Origin of the sequence: Microbacterium thalassium (assembly GCF_014208045.1) — a bacterium.
Taxonomy (GTDB): domain Bacteria; phylum Actinomycetota; class Actinomycetes; order Actinomycetales; family Microbacteriaceae; genus Microbacterium; species Microbacterium thalassium.
In genome coordinates this window covers 2,524,879-2,545,965 of sequence record NZ_JACHML010000001.1, presented here as the reverse complement: position 1 = coordinate 2,545,965, position 21,087 = coordinate 2,524,879, and the positions used below count along the sequence as shown (strand labels likewise).

Annotated in this window: 19 protein-coding genes; 17 read left to right on the top strand and 2 right to left on the bottom strand. The window is 72.2% G+C overall.

Features of this window, described 5'->3' with window-relative positions; all coding sequences use genetic code 11:
- Positions 1-3 precede the first annotated feature (3 nt).
- The 6 genes from HD594_RS11715 to HD594_RS11690 all read left to right on the top strand — a co-directional run bounded on the left by HD594_RS11715 (position 4) and on the right by HD594_RS11690 (position 9,577).
- On the top strand, positions 4-1,344 hold the full coding sequence (locus HD594_RS11715; protein WP_184751124.1) for an anthranilate synthase component I family protein: 1,341 nt from the start codon (positions 4-6) through the stop codon (positions 1,342-1,344).
- Positions 1,345-1,411: 67 nt separating this feature from the next.
- Positions 1,412-3,979 (top strand): leucine--tRNA ligase, encoded by a 2,568-nt coding sequence (gene leuS, locus HD594_RS11710; protein ID WP_184751123.1) that lies wholly within the window; start codon positions 1,412-1,414, stop codon positions 3,977-3,979.
- Between the two features lie 90 nt (positions 3,980-4,069).
- Positions 4,070-4,690, top strand: coding sequence for a ComEA family DNA-binding protein (locus HD594_RS11705; RefSeq protein WP_184751122.1), 621 nt, complete (start codon positions 4,070-4,072; stop codon positions 4,688-4,690).
- 7 nt (positions 4,691-4,697) lie between these two features.
- Complete coding sequence (locus HD594_RS11700; RefSeq protein ID WP_271171262.1) at positions 4,698-7,034, top strand: ComEC/Rec2 family competence protein; 2,337 nt, start codon at positions 4,698-4,700, stop codon at positions 7,032-7,034.
- Between the two features lie 9 nt (positions 7,035-7,043).
- Positions 7,044-8,099 carry a DNA polymerase III subunit delta gene (gene holA / locus HD594_RS11695; RefSeq protein WP_184751121.1) on the top strand — a complete coding sequence of 352 codons (1,056 nt, stop codon included), beginning with the start codon at positions 7,044-7,046 and terminating at the stop codon, positions 8,097-8,099.
- A gap of 299 nt (positions 8,100-8,398) precedes the next feature.
- Positions 8,399-9,577, top strand: a complete 1,179-nt coding sequence (locus HD594_RS11690) for an IS30 family transposase (protein WP_184752777.1) — start codon at positions 8,399-8,401, stop codon at positions 9,575-9,577.
- 68 nt (positions 9,578-9,645) lie between these two features.
- On the opposite strand, the gene rpsT is transcribed toward HD594_RS11690, so the two are convergent.
- Positions 9,646-9,906 carry a 30S ribosomal protein S20 gene (rpsT, locus tag HD594_RS11685; RefSeq protein WP_184751120.1) on the bottom strand — a complete coding sequence of 87 codons (261 nt, stop codon included), beginning with the start codon at positions 9,904-9,906 and terminating at the stop codon, positions 9,646-9,648.
- Between the two features lie 114 nt (positions 9,907-10,020).
- Entirely contained in the window at positions 10,021-10,740 is a 720-nt protein-coding gene (locus HD594_RS11680) for an alpha/beta fold hydrolase (protein WP_184751119.1), read from the bottom strand.
- Between the two features lie 82 nt (positions 10,741-10,822).
- On the opposite strand from HD594_RS11680, the gene HD594_RS11675 reads away from it, so the two are divergent.
- The 11 genes from HD594_RS11675 to HD594_RS11625 all read left to right on the top strand — a co-directional run bounded on the left by HD594_RS11675 (position 10,823) and on the right by HD594_RS11625 (position 21,063).
- Positions 10,823-11,494, top strand: a complete 672-nt coding sequence (locus tag HD594_RS11675; RefSeq protein WP_184751118.1) for an LbetaH domain-containing protein — start codon at positions 10,823-10,825, stop codon at positions 11,492-11,494.
- Entirely contained in the window at positions 11,491-11,901 is a 411-nt protein-coding gene (locus HD594_RS11670; RefSeq protein WP_184751117.1) for a sugar 3,4-ketoisomerase, read from the top strand. Before HD594_RS11675 ends, HD594_RS11670 begins: the two co-directional genes overlap by 4 nt.
- Positions 11,898-12,983 carry a DegT/DnrJ/EryC1/StrS family aminotransferase gene (locus HD594_RS11665; protein ID WP_221446613.1) on the top strand — a complete coding sequence of 362 codons (1,086 nt, stop codon included), beginning with the start codon at positions 11,898-11,900 and terminating at the stop codon, positions 12,981-12,983. The genes HD594_RS11670 and HD594_RS11665 overlap by 4 nt, the downstream gene beginning before the upstream one ends.
- The gene (locus HD594_RS11660) at positions 12,970-13,851 is read left to right on the top strand and encodes a glycosyltransferase family 2 protein (RefSeq protein WP_184751116.1); all 882 of its coding nucleotides are present in this window, start codon (positions 12,970-12,972) and stop codon (positions 13,849-13,851) included. Before HD594_RS11665 ends, HD594_RS11660 begins: the two co-directional genes overlap by 14 nt.
- Positions 13,852-13,863: 12 nt before the next feature.
- Positions 13,864-15,714 (top strand): translation elongation factor 4, encoded by a 1,851-nt coding sequence (gene lepA, locus HD594_RS11655; RefSeq protein WP_184751115.1) that lies wholly within the window; start codon positions 13,864-13,866, stop codon positions 15,712-15,714.
- Positions 15,715-15,775: 61 nt separating this feature from the next.
- The gene (locus tag HD594_RS11650; RefSeq protein ID WP_184751114.1) at positions 15,776-16,426 is read left to right on the top strand and encodes a DUF1990 family protein; all 651 of its coding nucleotides are present in this window, start codon (positions 15,776-15,778) and stop codon (positions 16,424-16,426) included.
- Between the two features lie 3 nt (positions 16,427-16,429).
- Positions 16,430-17,647, top strand: a complete 1,218-nt coding sequence (hemW, locus tag HD594_RS11645; protein ID WP_184751113.1) for a radical SAM family heme chaperone HemW — start codon at positions 16,430-16,432, stop codon at positions 17,645-17,647.
- Between the two features lie 97 nt (positions 17,648-17,744).
- Positions 17,745-18,785, top strand: a complete 1,041-nt coding sequence (gene hrcA / locus HD594_RS11640; protein ID WP_184751112.1) for a heat-inducible transcriptional repressor HrcA — start codon at positions 17,745-17,747, stop codon at positions 18,783-18,785.
- A 51-nt stretch (positions 18,786-18,836) separates the two neighbouring features.
- Positions 18,837-19,958, top strand: coding sequence for a molecular chaperone DnaJ (gene dnaJ / locus HD594_RS11635; RefSeq protein WP_184751111.1), 1,122 nt, complete (start codon positions 18,837-18,839; stop codon positions 19,956-19,958).
- Between the two features lies 1 nt (position 19,959).
- Positions 19,960-20,691, top strand: coding sequence for a 16S rRNA (uracil(1498)-N(3))-methyltransferase (locus tag HD594_RS11630; protein ID WP_184751110.1), 732 nt, complete (start codon positions 19,960-19,962; stop codon positions 20,689-20,691).
- A gap of 24 nt (positions 20,692-20,715) precedes the next feature.
- Positions 20,716-21,063, top strand: a complete 348-nt coding sequence (locus HD594_RS11625) for an HIT domain-containing protein (protein WP_184751109.1) — start codon at positions 20,716-20,718, stop codon at positions 21,061-21,063.
- Positions 21,064-21,087: the final 24 nt, after the last annotated feature.

Below are 21,087 nucleotides of genomic sequence, written 5' to 3'. Positions count from 1 at the left end.
AAGATGGCGGATGCGACGGTGGCGGACGCGACGGTGGCGATGCGGCTGCCCGCATGGGTCGATCCCGCCCTCGTGCACGCCCGGCTGTTCGCCCGCCGTCCCCACGTGTTCTGGCTCGACAGCGGGCCGGATGCGGCGCACGGATGGACGTACGTGGGTGCGGGCAGCGAGGAGCCGGATGCCGACGCCGTCCGATCCGTCGCGCTCGGCGGCGCCGCCTCGGGAGACCGGGATGCCGGTCCGTTCAGCGGCGGATGGGTGGGATGGATCCCCTACGAGGACGGGGCCGCCGCGGCCGGCGCCGCTGTCGCCGAAGGTGGGCGGATCCCGGCCGCGCGATGGATCCGGGCGGAGGAGTGGCTCGCCTTCGACCACGCCCGGCGTGCGGTGTGGGCGGTGGCCCGGGCCGAGCGCGTCGACGACCTCGCCGCTGCCGCCGCGGCGTGCACGGACGGCACGGAGCAGGAGCCGGCGGAGCCCGTCGCCGAGCGCACGGCATCCGCGCGGCATGCCCCGGGGGAATACGCCGAGCTGATCGAGTCGTGCCGCGCCGCGATCCGCGAGGGGGATGCGTACCAGCTGTGTCTCACGACCCGCTTCGCGGTCCCGGGGGCGCACGATCCGGCCACGGTGTTCGCGCGCCTGCGCGCGGCGCATCCGGCGCCGTACGGGGCGCTCATCCGCAGCGGAGACGCCGCGCTCGCCAGCGCGAGCCCCGAGAGCTTCCTGCGGGTGCGCGACGGCATCGTCTCGACGTCGCCCATCAAGGGCACGCGACGCCGCGGCGCGACCGACGCGGAGGACGCCCGGCTGGTCGCCGATCTCCTGTCGGACCCGAAGGAGCTGGCCGAGAACGTCATGATCGTCGACCTCATGCGCAACGACCTCTCGCGCGTGTGCCGTCCCGGCAGCGTCGCGGTGGAGAGGCTGTTCGAGGTTCAGACGCATCCCGCCGTCCATCAGCTCGTCAGCGTCGTCACGGGGGCCCTGGAGCCGGCGATCACGTTCGGCGAGCTGATGGACGCCGCCTTCCCCGCCGGAAGCATGACGGGGGCCCCGAAGCTCGCGGCGATGAACCTGCTGAACGGGTTCGAGGGCGCCGCCCGCGGGGTGTACTCCGGATGCTTCGGCTGGGTGGGCGATGACGGCGCACTGGACCTCGGGATGGTCATCCGGTCGATCGTCTTCGACGCCGGCGGCGCCTCGGTCGGGGCGGGCGGCGGCATCACGTGGCGGTCGGTCGCGCGCGCCGAAGTGGCCGAAGTCGCGCTGAAGGCGCGCGGCCCTCTGGCGGCGCTCGGAGCGCGTCTTCCGGACGACTGGCGCCAGGTGGGTGTCGGGTAACCTGGAAGACGCGCTTTCGCGCATTCCGTGCACCCCACGATTGGTACCCCGCCCCGTGAGCCAGACCATGCCTGAGACCACCGCGCCCACCGACAGCGGATACGACCCGTACGCCGTCCAGCAGAAATGGCAGGCGCGCTGGGCCGAGGCCGACCCGTTCCGTGCCGGCGGAGAGGCCGACACGCGGCCTCGCAAGTACGTGCTCGGCATGTTCCCGTACCCGTCGGGCGACCTCCACATGGGCCACGCCGAGAGCTACGCGTACGTCGACATCGTCGCGCGGTTCTGGCGGCACCGCGGCTACAACGTGCTCAACCCCATCGGCTGGGACTCGTTCGGCCTCCCCGCCGAGAACGCGGCGATCCAGCGCGGCGCCGACCCGCGCGAGTGGACGTACGCGAACATCGAGCAGCACAAGAAGAGCTTCCGCGAGTACGGCTCGTCCTATGACTGGTCTCGCATCCTGCACACGAGCGACCCCGAGTACTACCGGTGGAACCAGTGGCTGTTCCAGCGCCTGTACGAGCGCGGGCTGGCGTACCGCAAGGAGAGCCCGGTCAACTGGTGCCCGAACGACCAGACGGTGCTCGCCAACGAGCAGGTCGTCGACGGGCACTGCGAGCGGTGCGGCGCCGAGGTCGTCAAGAAGAAGCTCACGCAGTGGTACTTCAAGATCACGGAGTACGCGGACCGGCTGCTCGACGACCTGAACCAGCTCGAGGGCTTCTGGCCGCAGAAGGTCATCCGCATGCAGCGGAACTGGATCGGCCGCTCGGTGGGCGCCGACATCGACTTCGAGATCGAGGGACGTGACGAGAAGGTCACGGTCTTCTCGACCCGCCCCGACACGCTCCACGGCGCGACCTTCATGGTCGTCGCTCCCGACAGCGACCTGGCGGCGGAGCTGGCGGCGGGCTCGTCGGCCGAGGTGCGGATGCGCTTCCAGGACTACCTCGAGGCGGTGCAGCGAGAGAGCGACATCGAGCGCCAGAGCACCGACCGCCCGAAGACGGGTGTGTTCCTCGACCGCTATGCCGTGAACCCCGTCAACGGCGAGCGTCTGCCGATCTGGGCGGCCGACTACGTCCTCGCCGACTACGGCCACGGCGCCGTCATGGCGGTTCCCGCGCACGACCAGCGCGACCTCGACTTCGCCCGCGCGTTCGACCTGCCCATCAGGGTCGTCGTCGACACGACCGCGCCGATCACCGGTGCGATCCCGGTCATCGAGCTGGACGAGCACGGCGACCCGATCCTCCCCGAGGACGAGTCGCTCGATTCGATCGACCCCGCCAAGACGGGCACGGCCCTCGCCGGCGAGGGCCGCATGATCAACTCGGGCTCGCTCGACGGCCTGTCCAAGCGGAACGCCATCGCGCGCATCATCGAGCAGCTCGAGGCGGCGGGCACGGGCCGCGCCGCGAAGTCCTACCGCCTGCGCGACTGGCTGATCTCGCGCCAGCGCTTCTGGGGAACGCCGATCCCGATGATCCACACGCAGGACGGTCGCATCGTGCCGGTGCCGGACGAGCAGCTGCCGCTGCGCCTCCCCGACGCCGCCGGCCTCGACCTCGCTCCGAAGGGCACGTCGCCGCTGGGCGGAGCCGCCGAGTGGATGCAGACGGTCGATCCCGAGACCGGCGAGGCGGCGCTGCGGGATCCCGACACCATGGACACGTTCGTCGACAGCTCGTGGTACTTCCTGCGCTTCCTGTCGGCGCAGGACGACACGCAGCCGTTCCCGACCCGCGAAGCCGACCGCTGGGCGCCCGTGGACGAGTACATCGGCGGCGTGGAGCACGCGATCCTGCACCTGCTGTACGCACGCTTCATCACCAAGGTGCTCTACGACATGGGCCTGGTCGACTTCACCGAGCCCTTCTCGAGCCTCATCAACCAGGGCATGGTGCTGCTGGACGGCTCGAAGATGTCCAAGAGCAAGGGCAACCTCGTCGAGTTCGCCTCCAGCATGATCGATCCGGGAGCTGACGCCGTGCGCGTCGCGATCGCCTTCGCCGGTCCGGTCGAGGACGACATCAACTGGGAGGACGTCTCGACCACGGGCGCCCAGAAGTTCCTCGCCCGCGCCTGGCGCGTCGCGAAGGACGTCACCAGCGCTCCCGACGTGGTGTGGGCCGAGGGCGACGAGTCGCTGCGCCGGGTCACGCACCGCCTGCTCGCGGACGCGCCGGGCCTGGTCGAGCAGACGAAGTTCAACGTCGTCGTGGCGCGCCTGATGGAGCTGGTCAACGCGACGCGCAAGGCCATCGACTCCGGGGCGGGGGCGGCCGATCCCGCGGTCCGCGAGGCCGCGGAGGCGACCGCGATGGTCCTCGACCTGTTCGCTCCCCACACCGCCGAGGAGATGTGGGAGACGCTCGGGTACGAGCCCTTCGTCGGCCTCGTGCCGTGGCGCAATCCCGACCCGACGCTCCTGGTCGAGGAGAGCGTGACCGCGGTCGTTCAGATCGACGGAAAGGTGCGCGCGACGCTGAACGTCCCCGCGCGCATCGACGCCGCCGACCTCGAGGCGCTGGCCCGCGCCGACGAGCGCGTGCTGCGGTCGCTCGGCGATCGTCCGATCGTCCGCGCGATCGTCCGCCCGCCCAAGGTCGTGAGCTTCAGCACCCGCTGAGTCTCCTCCCCAGGGGGTGGCTCCGGGGCCGCCTCCACGGATCGCCCCCGGGCGAGCGTGCGCCACGCGGGCTCGCCGTAGCGTGCGTGCGTGGGAACCGGAGAAACTGTCGAGCCCGAGCCCGAGCCCGAGCCCGAGCACGGGCGACGGCGCCTGGGTGCCGGGGCCGCGGTGGTGCTCGTGGTCGTCGCGCTGGCGGTCACGGTCGGCATCGGCGTCGTGCGGTCGGCCACGGCGCCGGTCGTGGAGATCGACGGACCGGCGAGCCCGACCGCGACCGGCGCCGCGCCCGCCGGCGTCTACGTCCATGTGGCGGGTGCGGTCCGCGCCCCGGGCCTGTACGTGCTCGCCCCGGGCTCGCGCGTCGTGGACGCGGTCGCCGCCGCGGGCGGCTTCTCGCCCGAAGCCGACCCGGGCGGGGTCAATCTCGCACGGTCGGTGTCGGACGGCGAACAGCTGCACGTGCCCCGCGAGGGCGAGACGGCGCCCGACGGCGGGTCCGCCGGGGTGGGCTCCGACGGCCGCGTGAACCTCAACACCGCCGACCTCGCGGCGCTGGAGACGCTCCCGCGCGTGGGCCCGACGCTCGCGCAGCGGATCATCGACTGGCGTGACGCGAACGGCGCCTTCGCCGCCGTCGACGACCTGCTCGCCGTGGCCGGCTTCGGCGAGAAGATGGTGGCCGCGCTGCGCGATCTCGTGACGGTGTGAGGTGGGCGTGCGCGCGTACCGGCTGGTCCCCGCGGCGGCCGCGGCGTGGATCGCCGCCGGGATCTGCATCGCCGGGAGCGCGTGGGCCCTCCCGATGGCGACGGGTCTGTGGTGCGCGGCCGCGGCGGCCCTCGGCGCGGCGGTTCTCGCGCGGCGACCGCGTGCCCGCGCGGCGCTCGTGGTCGCGACGCTGTCGTGCGCGCTGGCGGCCGCATCCGCGTCGCACGTCGCCGCCACGGCGGACGCACGCCGCGAGGCCGCGGCGCTGCCCGTCCTGGACGGGCGCACGCTGCAGATCACGGCGACCGTCACCGGCAAGGTCGAGCCGCGCTCAGGCGGTGCCCTCGCCTTCGACGCGGTGGTGACCGGCGTCGCCGCGGGCGGCGCGTCGTTCGAGCTCGGCGCGGACGCGATCGTGGTGGTCCGCGGCGCGGACGCCGAACGGCCTCCGGACGGCCTCGACGTGGGTGCCGTGGTGAGCATCGCGGGGACGGCGCGCCCGCTGACGGGCGCGGACCGCGCGGTGCTCGCGGTGGCGGCGACGCAGGCGATCACCGTGGTTCGCGAGCCGCACGGGCTTCTCGCCGTCGCGTCGGACCTGCGCCGCGACCTCGGCGTTCGCGCCGCGGGTCTTCCCGGCCCAGGAGCCGAGCTCATCCCGGGGCTGGCCGTCGGCGATACGGCGGCGGTGAGTGCGCAGCTGGACGCGGCGATGAAGCAGTCGTCGCTGTCGCACCTGACCGCGGTGTCGGGTGCCAACTGCGCTCTCGTGGTCGGGATCGCGTATGTGCTGCTGGCGGGGGCGGGAGCACCGCGCGCGGGGCGCGTCGCGGGCGGGGCGGCGGCGCTCGGCGGGTTCGTGCTGCTCGTCACGCCCGAGCCCAGTGTCGTCCGGGCGGCCGCGATGGCGGCCATCGCCATGCTGTCGCTGCTGCTCGGGCGGCGGGCGGCGGGCGTGTCGATCCTGTCGCTGGCCGTCGCCGTCCTGCTCGTGCTCGATCCGTGGCTCGCCGGTTCGCTCGGGTTCGCCCTCTCGGCGGCGGCGACAGCCGCTCTGCTCGTCCTCGCGCGGCCGCTGGGTCGCGCGCTCGAGCGTGCGCTGCCGCGAGCGCTGGCGTGGACGCTCGCCGTGCCGCTGGCCGCCCAGCTGGCGTGCGGCCCGCTGATCGTCCTCATCGATCCGACCGTTCCGGTGTACGGCGTGGCGGCGAACCTGATCGCGGCCCCGGCCGCGCCGGCCGCGACCGTTCTCGGTCTGCTGGCGTGTCTGGCGGCGCCGGTCGCCGTGCTCGCCGACGGGCTGGTGGCGCTCGCGTGGGTGCCGGCGTCCTGGGTCGCCAGCACGGCGGAGACGTTCGCGGCGCTTCCGGGCAGCGGCCTGCCCTGGATCGAGGGCGCGGCGGGGGCCGCCGCCCTCGCGCTCGCGGGCGCGGTGCTCGTGACGGCGCTCGTGCCGCTCGGCGTCTCATCGCCCGCTCGCGCGGTGCGGGCGGTGGCGGTCGCGCTGGTCGCGTGCCTGTCGGGCGCCGGTGCGGGTGCCGGGGTCCTGGCGTCGTGGGGCGCCTCGCTCGGCGTTCCCGCGGCATGGACCGTCTTCGTGTGCGACGTGGGCCAGGGCGACGCGATCCTCGTGAGATCGGCCGGATCGGTGGCGCTCGTCGACACCGGCGAGGACGCCGGCCCGCTCGACGCGTGTCTGCGTCGGGCCGGCATCGGCTGGATCGACGTGCTGGTCCTGACGCACTTCGACGTCGACCACGCCGGCGCCGCCCCGGGGCTGGCCGGACGCGTCGGCCTCGTGCTGCACGGCCCGCGCGCGGGCCCCGCCGACGAGCTCCTGGGCGCGCTGACGGCAGGGGGTGCCGAGACCGCGGAAGCGGCGGCGGGGATGTCGGGCTCACTGGGCGAGGCGCGCTGGCGCGTGCTGTGGCCCGTCGCGGGCTCGAAGGCCTTCGCCGCCGGCAACGACGCGAGCGTGGTCCTCGACATCTCGGGCGGCGGCATCCCGAGGATCCTCCTGCTCGGGGACCTGTCGGCGGCGGCGCAGGCGGCTCTGGCGCGCGGGGGAGAGCTCGCCGGTGCGTACTCCGTGGTCAAGGTGGCCCATCACGGCAGCGCCGACCAGGACCCGGGGCTGTACGAGCGCGCCGCCCCGCTCGTCGCGCTGGTGTCCGCCGGGACGGGCAATCCGTACGGCCACCCCCGGGCCGCCGCGATCGAGCTGCTGCGGGCGCTCGGGATACGCGTGCACCGCACCGACCGGCACGGCGCCATCGCCGTCTGGGAGGAGGCCGGACGCCTCCGGGTGTGGTGGGAGCGCGGCGAGGTCGATGCCCCTCGCTAGGCTTGTGGCATGCCCTCCTCCGCGCGTCGACCCTCCGCGCGGGGTCGCGGTCAGGCCGCGTCGCGAGCCGCCATCCCGCAGCTGTCGTGGCGGTCGCCGCAGCCCGCCCCGATCGTGCTCGTGTCGGGGCCCGAGGAGGTCTGCGCCGAGCGCGCGATCGTGGGCGTCCGCGACTACCTCCGCGCCGAGGACGCCAGCCTCGAGGTGTCGGACCTGCGCGCCGACGACTACGCGCCGGGTTCGCTGCTGTCGCTGACGTCGCCCAGTCTGTTCGGGGAGCCGAGACTGGTGCGGGTCTCGGGCGTCGAGAAGTGCTCCGACGCCTTCCTGGCCGAGGCGCTGGCCTACCTCGAGGCTCCGCAGGAGGGTGCCACGGTGGTCCTCCGTCACACCGGTGCGAGCGTGCGCGGCAAGAAGCTCCTCGAGGCCGTCCGTGCCGGCACCGGCGGCGGCGTCGAAGTGCCGTGCCCCGCCGTCAAGCGCGACAGCGACCGCTACGACTTCGCGGCCGAGGAGTTCACGTCCGCCGGCCGGCGGATCGCGCCGGCTGCGCTGCGCGCGCTCGTCTCGGCGTTCTCCGACGACCTGACCGAGCTGGCCGCGGCCTGCCAGCAGCTCATCGCGGACGTGCCCGGTGACATCGGCGAGCCGATCGTGCAGCGCTACTACGGCGGGCGCGTCGAGACATCGGCGTTCACGGTCGCCGACACCGCCATAGCGGGCCGCTACGGCGACGCTCTGGTCGCGCTGCGCCACGCCCTCGCGTCGGGGGCCGATCCGGTCCCGATGGTCGCGGCGATCGCCTCGAAGCTGCGCACGATGGCGCGCGTGGCCGGCAGCCGCGAACCCTCGCGTGCTCTCGCAGGGCGCCTGGGGCTGAAGGACTGGCAGGTCGATCGCGCGCGCCGCGATCTGTCGGGCTGGTCCGACGCCACACTCGGGGCGGCGATTCAAGCGGCGGCTCGAGCGGATGCCGAGGTCAAGGGCGCGTCACGCGACGCGGTCTTCTCGCTCGAGCGGCTGGTGACGGTCGTGGCGACCCGCGCGCCCTACGGCGGGCGCTGACGCGCGGCAGCGCCCGGGAACGACGAAGGCCCGCCCCGGAGGGCGAGTTCTAGCGATCCCCGCAACACCCTGGATTTCAGGGAGTTGCGGGGATCGTGGATTTCGGGGAGTTGAAGGAGCGCTTCTTCGAGGCGTTGGATCGTGAGCTGGGCAATATCACGGAGGCCGCGCGAGCGGTCGGGGTGAACCGGAACACCGCGTATGGCTGGGCGCGGACGGCGGGGATTCGCGGGCGTGGCAAGCCCGGCAGGTTGGGGCATCCAGGGCGGGCGGTGTACGAGCAGCTCCGCGCCAACGGGGTGCGACGGCGCGATGCCGCCGCCCGGGTCGGGGTGCATGAGCGGACCGCGGAGGACTGGGACAAAGGGATCCGGAGCATCAACCACACGCGCCTCTACCCTGATGGGCGGCGCATCGACTACAAGACGGGTGTGACCAGTTTCAACACATCCGGTTCGATGCCCTCGCTGGCTGCGGTGGAGGCGGAGTTGCACCCGCGGTTCCTGACGATCGTGGAGCGGGAGACGATCGCGGATCTACACCGGCAGCACCTGTCGTTGCGAGCGATCGGCAGGCAGCTGGGCCGGCCGGCGTCGACGATCAAACGGGAGCTCGACGCCTACTCGGTGGGCGGCGTCTACCGACCGCACGCCGCGCACCGGACCTGGGTCAAGCGTCGCGGTCGCCCCAAGCGCTCCAAGCTCGCCGCACCCGGTCCGCTGCGCGAGTACGTCTCCGGCAAGCTCGGAGTGCACTGGTCGCCGGAGCAAATCTGCCACGCTCTGGTCAAGGAGTTCCCCGACGACGAGAGCATGCGCGTGAGCACCGAGACGATCTACCAGGCGATCTACGTCCAAGCCCGAGGCGGTCTGCGCCGCGAGATCGCCGACGCGCTGCGCACCGGCCGCACCCGCCGCAAACCACACCGTCACCCGGAGCAGCGCACGCCGCGGTTCACGGACCCGATGGTGATGATCTCCGACCGTCCCGCCGAGGTCGAAGACCGCGCCGTTCCCGGACACTGGGAAGGAGACCTGATCGTCGGCACCGGATCGCAATCCGCGATCGTGACCCTCGTCGAACGCACCACGAGATACGTCCTGCTCGGCCACCTGCCCGCCGGTCACACCGCCGAACAAGTCCGAGACGTGCTCGTCCCGCTGATCGGCACCCTGCCCCCTCATCTGCGGGGGTCGCTGACCTGGGATCAGGGCAGCGAGATGGCCGCGCACAAGCAGTTCACCGTCGCGACCGATGTCCCGGTCTACTTCTGCGACCCGCACTCGCCCTGGCAGCGCGGATCGAACGAGAACACCAACGGCCTGCTGCGGCAGTACTTCCCCAAGGGCACCGACCTGACCGTCTACGGACCCGAAGACCTCGAACACGTCGCCCAGGAACTCAACGGCCGGCCACGCAAAACGCTCGGCTGGGATACCCCAGCCGAGCGTCTGCGTGATCTACTGACAACCACATAGGCCATCAGGTGTTGCGAGGACTCCTAGAATCCGCCGAGTGGGACGGGCCTTCGGCAGAAGACGGCGGCTCAGAGAGCGGAGACCTGCTTGGCGATGGCCGACTTGCGGTTCGCTGCCTGGTTCTTGTGGATGACGCCCTTGCTCACGGCCTTGTCGAGCTTCTTGGTGGCCGAGGTGAGAGCCTTCTCGGCGGCGGCCTTGTCGCCGCTGGCGACGGCCTCGCGCGTGCGGCGCACGGCGGTCTTCAGCTCGCTCTTGACGGCCTTGTTGCGCTCGTGCGCCTTCTCGTTGGTCTTGATGCGCTTGATCTGCGACTTGATGTTCGCCACGTGTCGACGTTCTTTCGTTCGGAGATGATCGATGGAAGGTGCCGGGTGGCAGGAGAGGGATGCCGCACGGCGGTCGTGAGGGAAAACCCACACGCAAGCCAAACAAGGATTCTATCAGGTCTCGGAGATGGTCGCGATCGCGAGGTCGAGGAGCGCGTTGAACACCCGCGGGCGCATCGCGGTGACGAGGTGCGTCGTGCGGGGGACGACGATGAGTTCGGCGTGCGGAACCTCGCGTGCGAACAGTCGCTCGTTGAGGCGGAGCTGATCGTACTGCCCGTTGACGAACCACGTCGGCACCTCGATCCGGGTCAGCGCCGCGAGCAGGTCCAGGACCGACAGACTCCGCAGGGCGTCGTCCTGCGCGTCGTACGCGTAGCCTCCCGCGCCGAAGTCGGCGCGGGTCTCGGGCGGGAGGGTGCGGTCCAGGACGCGCTCGGTCATCCACTGCCCGCGCCCGGGGAGCGCGTCGTAGCCGCGTGCCAGCAGCCGATAGGCGGCGAGGCCGGTGCCGCGCGGGATCGCGGTGCACGATGCGGCGATGAATCCGGCGACCGGCGGCGGGTCCTCGGAGCCCACGTATTCCACCGACAGCAGTCCGCCCATCGAATGCCCCGCCAGCAGCACCGGCCCGCGGTGCGCCGCCTCGCGCACCGCATCGTCGATCGTCGCGAACGCGCCCTCGAGCGTGAATGACTCGCTCCGTCTGGCGCCGTGGCCGGGCAGGTCCACGGCCACCGCGGCGTGCCCGCGCGCGCGGACATGCTCGATCTGCGACCGCCACATCGTCGCCGACGTGCGGATGCCGTGTACGAACACGACCTGCACCGCCATTCCTCCACAGTAGGCGGGTGCACCCGGCGGGGCCGATATGGTGGGCGCGAACAGCCCGCGGACGTCCGAAGAGGGAACGCCCATGATCGATGTCGTCATCAACGGAACCGGGTCGCTGGGGCGGATGGTGTTCCATCTGCTCGACGGCGACGAGCGGTACCGCGTGCGCGCGTTCACGGCCGCCCCGCGGTGGTGCGAGGCGGAATCGCTCCTCGGCGTCCCGGTGGTCGCGCACGACGACGTCGTCGGCCGGTATCCGCCCGACGACGTCGTGTGCCTGTCGGTCCTCGGCGGTCTCGGAGGGTGGACCGCGCGGCGCGACCACCTGGAGGTCATGCGCGAGCGCGGCTATCGTCACGCCAACTACGTCCATCCGTCGGCGGTGGTCCAGGGCCGGCAGGAGTGGGGTGCGAACAACATCGTCTTCCCGTTCTGCACGGTCGGCTTCGGCGGACGGATGGGCGACGACAACATCCTCCGCGAGAAGGTCTACCTCGGTCACGATCACCGCGTCGGCGACCACGCGTTCTTCGGGGTGGACTGCACCGTGGGCGGCGGGCTGTCCCTCGGCACCGGGGCGTATCTGGCCATGTCCACGACCGTGACGAACGACATCGCGATCGGAGAGGGCGCGTTCGTCGGCATCGGATCGCTCGTGCTGGCCGACCTCGAACCGGACGGCCGGTACTTCGGCCGCCCCGCCGTGCACCGCGGCGCCGCGCCGGGCGTCGGCGTCGGAGCGGGGGCGTCGTGACGCACTCGCGACCCGGCCCTCTCGAGCTGACCCGCCACAGCGACGACCGCGGTCACCTCGTCGCGGTGACCGGCGGACTGGACGTGCCCTTCGAGGTGCGCCGGGTGTTCTGGATCTTCGGAAACGACCGCGGGCTGCCGCGCGCCGCGCACGCGCATCCCGAGACCACCGAGCTGCTGGTGTGCGTCGCAGGCTCGTGCCGCGTCGGCCTGGAGTGGGACGGGGGGCGTCTGGACGCCGTCCTCGACCGGCCGGATGCGTCGCTCGTGGTGCCGCCGATGACGTGGGTCGACCTGTCGGACTTCACCGCCGACTGCGTCCTGCTCGTGCTCGCCGACACCCCCTACGATCCGGGCGCGGTCATCACCGACCGCTCGGCCGTCGTGGGTCTGGGAGCGCGGCCGTGATCCCGTTCATGGACATGTGCGCGGTGGGCGAGCGGCATCGCTCCGCGACGGACCGCGCGATCGCGCGCGTGCTGGATTCCGGGCGGCTGATCCTCGGGCCGGAGTCCGAGGCGTTCGAGCGCGAGTTCGCGGCCGCCTGCGGCGTGCGGCACGCGATCGGCGTGGGCAACGGGCTGGATGCGCTCACGCTGATCCTGAAGGCGTCGGGGATCGGGCCCGGGGACGAGGTGCTGGTGCCGGCCAACACGTTCATCGCGACGGCGCTGGCCGTCACCGCCACCGGAGCGACGCCCGTATGGGTCGAGCCCGATCCGGTGACGTACACGATCGACGTCGCCGCGGCGCAGCGGAGCATCGGTCCGCGGACGCGCGCCATCATCGCGGTCCACCTGTTCGGGCTGCTGTGCGACATGGATGCCCTGCAGGAGCTGGCGGATCGGCACGGGCTGATCCTCGTCGAGGATGCGGCGCAGGCGCACGGCGCACGCCGCGATGCACGCGCGGCAGGCGCGTTCGGCCACGCCGCGGGCTTCTCGTTCTATCCCACCAAGAACCTCGGTGCGATCGGCGATGCCGGCGCCGTGACGACGGACGACGACGAACTCGCCGACCGGGTCCGGATGCTGCGCAACTACGGTTCGAGGCGCAAGAGCGTGCACGAGGTGGCCGGCGTCAATTCGCGACTCGACGAGCTCCAGGCCGCGGTGCTGCGTGAGAAGCTGCCGGCCCTGGAGGGTGAGAACCGGCGTCGCCGGGCGATCGCAGACCACTACCGTCGGGAGCTCGCGCAGTCGCGCGTGCTCCTTCCGGCGCCGGCCGGCGACGACCACGTGCACCACCTGTTCGTGATCCGCGTCGCGGACCGGCCGTCGGTGGTCGCGGCGCTGGCGGAGCGCGGGGTCGGCACCGCCGTCCACTACCCGACGCCGGTGCATCGCCATCCCGCGTACGCCGACTCCGGCGCGCCCGCCCTGCCGGTGGCCGAGACGCTGGCGGACGAGATCCTGAGCATCCCGATGCATCCCGCGCTGAGCGATGCCGAGGTGGAGCACGTCGCGGAGGCCGTGCGTGCCGTCGCGTGAACTCGTCTCCGTGCTCGTGCCGGCGTACGACCACGGCGCGTACGTGGGGGAGTGCATCGCGGCGCTGGCGGCGCAGACGCACGAGCGCCTCGAGCTGCTGATCGCCGACGACGCCTCCACGGACGACACCGTCCAGCGCGTCGAGGAGGCGATCGCCGTGCACGCCGGCCGCTTCGAGCGCGTGCGGTTCGAGCGCCACGAGACCAATCGCGGCACCGCCGCCACGCTGAACGGCCTGCTCGGGCACGCGACCGGGCGATACCTGTTCCTCAACGCCTCCGACGACCGCGCAGCGCCACACGCGATCTCCCGGCTCGTGTCCGTGCTGGAGCAGAACCCGCGCGCAGCGCTCGCGGTGGGCGACAGCATCCTCATCGACGAGGCCGGCCGGCGCGTGTACTGGGCGGCGGGACGCGCGACGGTGGACGATCCCGACGCGGCCCTGTACCTGACCTGGGTGGAGCACCTGCGCGCCATGCATCGGCCGGGGGTGTTCGAGCCGCGCCTGTTCGGCCGTGCGGGCACGCTGCACCGCGTCAACTACATCCCGAACGGCAAGCTGATGCGCCGCGACGCGGTCCTGGCCGCGGGCGGGTGGACGCCGGGCACGCTCGAGGACTGGGACCTGAACTTCCGGCTCGCGCTCCGGCACCGCATGGTCTACGTCGACGACGTGCTGTTCGCCTACCGCTGGCATGCGGGCAACACCGTGCGGGATCACGAGCGGATGGCGCGGCTGCAGGCGGGCACCGTGTCCGCCATCCGGCGCCGGCTGCGCGACCCGCGTGTCTGGGTGAGGTCGCTGGACGGCCGCGATGCGGGGTCGCGCCTCCGGCACTGGAGGGGGCTGCTCAGCCGGCACCGGTAGACTTCTGCGGACATGTCACCGCGCGCCCTCACCTCGCTCGAGCCCGCAGCCACGCCCCCCGAGCGCATCCGCAACTTCTGCATCATCGCCCACATCGACCACGGCAAATCGACCCTGGCCGACCGCATGCTGCAGATCACCGGCGTGGTCTCCGACCGCGACATGCGCGCGCAGTACCTCGACCGCATGGACATCGAGCGCGAGCGCGGCATCACGATCAAGTCGCAGGCGGTGCGCATGCCGTGGGCGACCGACGAGGGCACGTTCGCGCTGAACATGATCGACACTCCCGGCCACGTCGACTTCACCTACGAGGTGAGCCGGTCGCTGGCGGCGTGCGAGGGCGCGATCCTGCTCGTCGACGCCGCGCAGGGGATCGAGGCGCAGACGCTCGCGAACCTGTACCTCGCGCTCGAGAACGACCTGCAGATCATCCCCGTCCTCAACAAGATCGACCTGCCGGCCGCGGACCCCGAGAAGTACGCCGCCGAGCTGGCCAACCTCATCGGCGGCTCGCCGGACGACGTGCTGCGCGTCAGCGGCAAGACCGGCCTCGGCGTCGAGGAGCTGCTCGACCGTCTGGTGCGCGACATCCCGGCGCCCACCGGCGACGCCGACGCTCCCGCCCGCGCGATGATCTTCGACTCCGTCTACGACTCGTACCGCGGCGTGGTGACCTACGTCCGCATGGTCGACGGCAAGCTCGAGCCGCGCGAGCGCATCCAGATGATGTCGACCAGGGCGACGCACGATCTGCTCGAGATCGGCGTCTCGAGCCCCGAGCCGATCCCCACCAAGGGCCTCGGCGTCGGCGAGGTCGGCTACCTGATCACCGGCGTGAAGGACGTTCGCCAGTCCAAGGTCGGCGACACGGTGACCAACGCCCGCAAGCCCGCCGGGGCGCCGCTGGCCGGCTACACCGATCCGAAGCCCATGGTGTTCTCGGGCATCTACCCGATCGACGGCAGCGACTACGCGGATCTGCGCGAGGCACTGGACAAGCTCAAGCTCTCGGATGCGTCGCTGCAGTACGAGCCCGAGACCTCGGTAGCCCTCGGCTTCGGCTTCCGCTGCGGGTTCCTGGGGCTGCTGCACCTCGAGATCGTCACCGAACGGCTCTCGCGGGAGTTCGATCTCGACCTGATCACCACGGCGCCGTCGGTCACCTACGAGGTCACCACAGACACCGGTGATTCGGTGACCGTGACCAACCCGAGCGAGTACCCCGACGGTCGCGTCGCCGAGGTCTCGGAGCCCGTCGTCAAGGTCGGGGTCCTCCTGCCCAAGGACTACGTCGGCACGGTCATGGAGCTCTGCCAGTCGCGCCGCGGATCCCTGCTGGGCATGGACTACCTGTCCGAGGAGCGCGTCGAGCTGCGCTACAACATGCCGCTCGGCGAGATCGTGTTCGACTTCTTCGACCAGCTGAAGTCGAAGACGCAGGGCTACGCGAGCCTGGACTACGAGCCGGCCGGCTCGCAGACGGCCGACCTGGTGAAGGTCGACATCCTGCTCCAGGGCGAGAAGGTGGACGCCTTCAGCTCGATCGTCCACCGCGACAAGGCGTACTCGTACGGCACGATGATGGCCGAGCGGCTCCGCAAGCTGATTCCCCGTCAGCAGTTCGAGGTCCCGATCCAGGCGGCGATCGGCGCGCGCATCATCGCCCGCGAGAACATCCGCGCGATCCGCAAGGACGTGCTCGCCAAGTGCTACGGCGGTGACATCACGCGAAAGCGCAAGCTGCTCGAGAAGCAGAAGGAGGGCAAGAAGCGCATGAAGATGGTCGGCCGCGTCGAGGTGCCCCAGGAGGCGTTCATCGCCGCGCTGTCGGGCGACGTCGAAGGCAAGGACAAGAAGTAGGACCACAGCGGCACCACGCGCTCACACCGGGCGTGCAGGGGCCGCCGATAGGGTGGAGATCATGCGTCGCGGGACCTTCAAGGACGAGACGGTCGACTACGCCGCCGTCGGGGCGACCCAGGCGCCCGACCTGATGCAGTATCCCCCCGAGCGCAGCATCCCCGCGCAGGAGTCCTGGCGCATCGGAAGCGGCGAGGCCCGCTTCCACACCGCCTCCGAATCGCTGCTGTCGTGGGGCGCCCAGCGCGGCGCGGGCCTGACGATCCGGGACGTGCGCCCGGCCTCCGGCCCGATGTACTCGGGCGTGAGCTTCGACGCGGACGGCACGCCCATCGCGCCCAGCCGCAGCGATGCCGACCTGCGCTACGACGAGAACGGTACGCCTTACGTCGGCGCGGGCGCCACGGTCTCGCTCGAGGGGCGCGTGCGCGGTCATCGGGCGGATGCCGACCTCCGGGTGATCTTCGCGATCGAGGAGCCCCGCCGCGTCGGGTTCGCCCTCGGCACCGTCTCGGGCTCGGTCGTCAGCGGCGAGGAGTCCTTCATGCTCGAGTGGTACGACAACGACGAGGTTTGGTTCACGGTGCGGGCCTTCGACGCGCCGACGGGGCTGTTCTACCGGCTGCTGCCGGGCCTGGTCCGCCGCCGCCGTCGCGAGCTGTTCACCGGATACCTCCGGGCGATCTCGCCGCTGTACGCGACCCCCTCCTGATCCGTGGGCTCGGCACTCCCGCTCGGCGAGCCGGCGCCCGCGGACGGCTCGCTGCCCGCCGGGACCCGCATCGACCCGGCGGCGTCCTTCGGCGTGTACCTGCACGTCCCGTTCTGCCGCGTGCGGTGCGGCTACTGCGATTTCAACACGTACACCTCCAGCGAGCTGCGCGGCGCCCGGCAGGAGGACTACGCCTCCGAGGTGCTGCGCGAGATCGCTCTGGCGCGCACCGTCCTCGGCGATGCGGGCCCGATCCGCCCGGCGGCGACGGTGTTCTTCGGCGGAGGCACGCCGACCCTGCTCCCGCCCGGCGATCTGGCGCGCATGCTCGACGGCGTCCGGGACGCCTTCGGGATCGAGCCGGATGCCGAGATCACGGTGGAGGCCAATCCCGACACGGTGACCGACGAGGTGGCCCGGATCCTCGCCGACGCCGGCGTGACGCGGATGTCGATCGGCATGCAGTCGGCCGTGCCGCACGTGCTGCGGGCCCTCGATCGCACCCACCGCCCGGAGTCCATCGGCACCGCGGTCGGCGCGGCGCGCCGTGCCGGGCTGGCCGTGAGCCTCGACCTCATCTACGGGGCGCCGGGGGAGTCGCTGGAGGACTGGCGGAGCTCTCTCGCGGGTGCGCTGGAGCACGCGCCCGACCATGTCTCCGCGTACGCGCTCATCATCGAGGAGGGCACGAGTCTGGCGCGGCGCATCCGGCGCGGAGAGGTGACGGCGCCCGACGACGACCTGCAGGCCGACATGTACGAACTGGCCGATGCGCTGCTCGGCGACGCCGGCTACGGGTGGTACGAGGTCTCGAACTGGGCTCGCACCCCGCAGGCGCGCTCTCGCCACAACCTCGCGTACTGGCGGGGCGGGGACTGGTGGGGCTTCGGCCCGGGCGCCCACAGCCACGTCGCCGGGGTCCGGTTCTGGAACGTCAAGCATCCCGCCGCGTACGCCGCGCGGCTCGCGAGCGGCCAGTCGCCCGCGGCCGGCCGAGAGCGTCCCGACGCGGACGCCCGCCTGCTCGAGCGGGTCCTGCTGGGCACGCGCATCCGCGAGGGCTTCGCGATCGACGACCTGCCCGAGGCCTCCCGCCGCGGCGTCGCCGGTCTCATCGCCGACGGGCTGATCGACGGTGCGGCCGCGGTGGGCGGGAGGATCGTGCCGACGCTGCGCGGCAGGCTGCTCGCGGACGTGATCGCGCGCACGCTCACGGAGTGACCCCACGAGCGGACTCGCCATCGCCCGCGCGGGACGAGCGCGGCGGCGGGCGGGTAGGATTGGCACTCACGACAGACGAGTGCCAGCAAGGGGGATGATGGTCAGCGAACGGGGACTCCAGGTGCTGCGGGCGATCGTCCAGGACTACGTGGACACCCGCGAGCCGGTCGGCAGCAAGTCGATCGTCGACCGCCACGCGTTCGGCGTGTCCGCGGCCACGATCCGCAACGACATGGCTCTGCTCGAGGAGGAGGAGCTCATCGAGGCTCCCCACACCTCGTCGGGCCGCGTGCCCACCGACAAGGGCTACCGCGTGTTCGTGGACCACCTCGCCGAGATCCGGCCCCTGAGCACCGCCCAGCGGCAGGCGATCGCATCGTTCCTCGAGGCGCCCGGCGATCTGGACGACACCCTGGTGCGGACGGTGCGCGTGCTCTCGCAGCTGACCGGGCAGGTCGCGCTGGTGCAGTACCCGTCGTTCGCGCGGGCGACGGTGACGCATGTCGAGCTGGTTCAGCTGGGCGGCGGCCGCATGCTCGTGATCGTCGTCACCGACACCGGCCGCGTCTCGCAGCGCCTGGCGCTCGTGGGAGACGAGTTCGACGAGACCGAGCTCGGCCGCATCCGCGCCGAGCTCGGCACCCTGCTGGTCGGGCGCGCGGTCCGCGACGGGCTGGCGCGCATCTCCGACCACCTGTCGGCGGATTCCCGCGTGCCGGCCCCGCTCGAGGAGGCGACGGCGGCGGTGCTGCGCGTCGTCGCCGAGGAGCTGGACGAGTTCCGGCAGGACCGGCTGGTGATGGCCGGCAGCGCCAACCTCGCCCGCCGCGAAGCGGACTTCCGGGGCAGCATCTCGCCGCTCCTGGAGGCGATCGAGGAGCAGGTCACCCTGCTGCGGCTGATGGGCGAGATGGTCGCCGACGAGCAGGGGCTGGCGGCCAGCATCGGACGCGAGAACGAGGCGTTCGGCCTGACCGAGGCGTCGGTGCTCGCCAGCGACTACGACTCGACGGTGGCGCGGGCCCGCATCGGCGTGCTCGGCCCCACACGGATGGACTATCCGACCAACCTCGCCTCGGTGCGCGCGGTGGCGCGCTACCTGAGCCGGTTGCTCGAAGAGGATGAGGCCGCCCGCTGAGCGGGCGGACCGACCGACGGATGCCGCCTGCGGGCGGCCGGGAAGGCGACAGTGGCTGACCACTACGAAGTGCTCGGGGTCTCGCGCGATGCGAGCCCGGACGAGATCAAGAAGGCGTACCGGCGACTCGCGCGCCAGCTGCATCCGGACGTGAATCCCGGTGAGGACGCGGCCGAGCGGTTCAAGCTCGTGACCCACGCCTACGACGTCCTCAGCGACCCCGATCAGCGCGCCCGCTACGACATGGGCGGCGACTCGCCGTTCGGCGGGGGCGCCGCGGGCTTCGGCGGCTTCAGCGACATCTTCGAGACGTTCTTCGGGGCCGCGGCCGGTGGTGCCGGCGGCCGCGGGGGTCGTCCCCGGTCCCGCCGCGACCGCGGGCAGGACGCACTCGTGCGCGTCACGCTCGACCTCGGCGACGTCGTCTTCGGCGTGCACCGCGACATCGAGGTCGACACCGCGGTGGTGTGCGAGACCTGCGAGGGATCGTGCTGCCAGCCCGGCACGTCGCCGGTCACGTGCGACATCTGCCACGGCACGGGGCACGTGCAGCGTCAGGTGCGCAGCCTCCTCGGCAACGTCGTGACGTCGCAGCCCTGCGGCGTGTGCCAGGGGTACGGCACGACGATCCCGTACCCGTGCGCGACGTGTCAGGGCCAGGGCCGTGTGCGCGCCCGCCGGACGGTGTCGCTGGACATCCCCGCCGGCGTCGAGAGCGGCCTGCGCCTGCAGCTGCCCGGTTCGGGCGAGGTGGGACCGGCGGGCGGGCCCAACGGCGACCTCTACGTCGAGATCACGGTCTCTCCCCACGACGTGTTCAGCCGCGACGGCGACGATCTGCTGGCGACGCTGGAGGTCTCGATGCCCGACGCGATCCTGGGCACCACGACCACCATCGAATCGCTCGACGGCCCCGTCGACCTCGAGGTGCGCCCCGGCGTCCAGTCCGGCGACGTGCTGACGATCAAGGGCCGCGGCATCACACCGCTGCGGTCGACGCAGCGCGGCGACCTGCGTGTGGGCGTGCACGTGGTGACGCCCACGCGCCTGGACGCGAAGGAGCGCGCCCTCATCGAGGACTTCGCCCGGCGCACGAAGGCGCCCGCTCCGCGTCTCGGCGAGTTCCAGCAGGGGCTGTTCGCGAAGCTCCGCGACCGGTTCCGCCACAGCTGACATGGCCCTGCACTTCCTCGCCGACGAGGCGGCGACCGCTCGCCCCGGCGACACGCTGGTCCTCACGGGCGCGGAGGCGCACCACGCCGCCACGGTCCGGCGCGTCCGGCCGGGCGAGCAGGTGACCGTCGGCGACGGCCGCGGGACGTGGCTGACGGGGGTGTGCGCCTCGGCGGCGCCGCGCGAGGTGATCGTCGAGGTCACGGCCCGGCGCGACGAGCCGGCGCCGCAGACCCGGCTGGTGCTCGTGCAGGCGCTGGCCAAGGGCGATCGCGACGAGCTCGCGATCCAGGCGGCGACCGAACTCGGCGTCGACGGCATCGTGCCGTGGCAGGCGGCACGGAGCGTGTCGCGGTGGGACGGGCCCAAGCGCGACAAGGGACTCGCCCGCTGGCGGATGATCGCGCGGGAGGCTGCGAAGCAGGCTCATCGCGCGTGGCTGCCCGAGGTCGAACCGGTCGTCGGCACGGCCGACCTGGTGCGCCGCGCCGCCTCGACGCGCGTCCTCGTGCTCGAGCCCACCGCCGCGGACGCGCTCACCGGGATCGAGCAGACCGACGATGCCGAATGCCTGCTCGTGGTGGGCCCCGAGGGCGGCATCGCCGCCGAGGAGCTCGCGTCGCTGACCGCCGCCGGCGCGCGCGCCGTGCGCCTCGGGGACACGGTGCTGCGCACCTCGACCGCGGGCCCCGCGGCCGTCGCGGTGATGAGCGCCCGCCTCGGACGCTGGTGACACCCCCTCGGTAGACTGGTGGACATGAGCGAGCCTTCGATCTTCACGCGCATCCTGAGGGGCGAGATCCCTTCCGAGATCATCGCGCAGACCGACAACGTGTTCGCGATCCGCGACATCGCGCCGAAGGCTCCGGTGCATCTGCTGGTGATCCCGAAGACGCAGGAGTACCGCGACGTCGTCGAGCTCGCCGCCGGCGACCCGGCGCTGCTGACGGAGATGATCGGCCTGGCGAACTCGCTCGCCGCCGACCACGCCGACGGCGACTTCCGTCTCATCTTCAACACCGGTCCGAACGCGGGGCAGACGGTGTTCCACGTCCACGCCCACGTGCTGGCCGGATCCCTCGAGGAGAATTCACTCGGTGACTGACGATTCACCCGCCGTCGAGCGCAT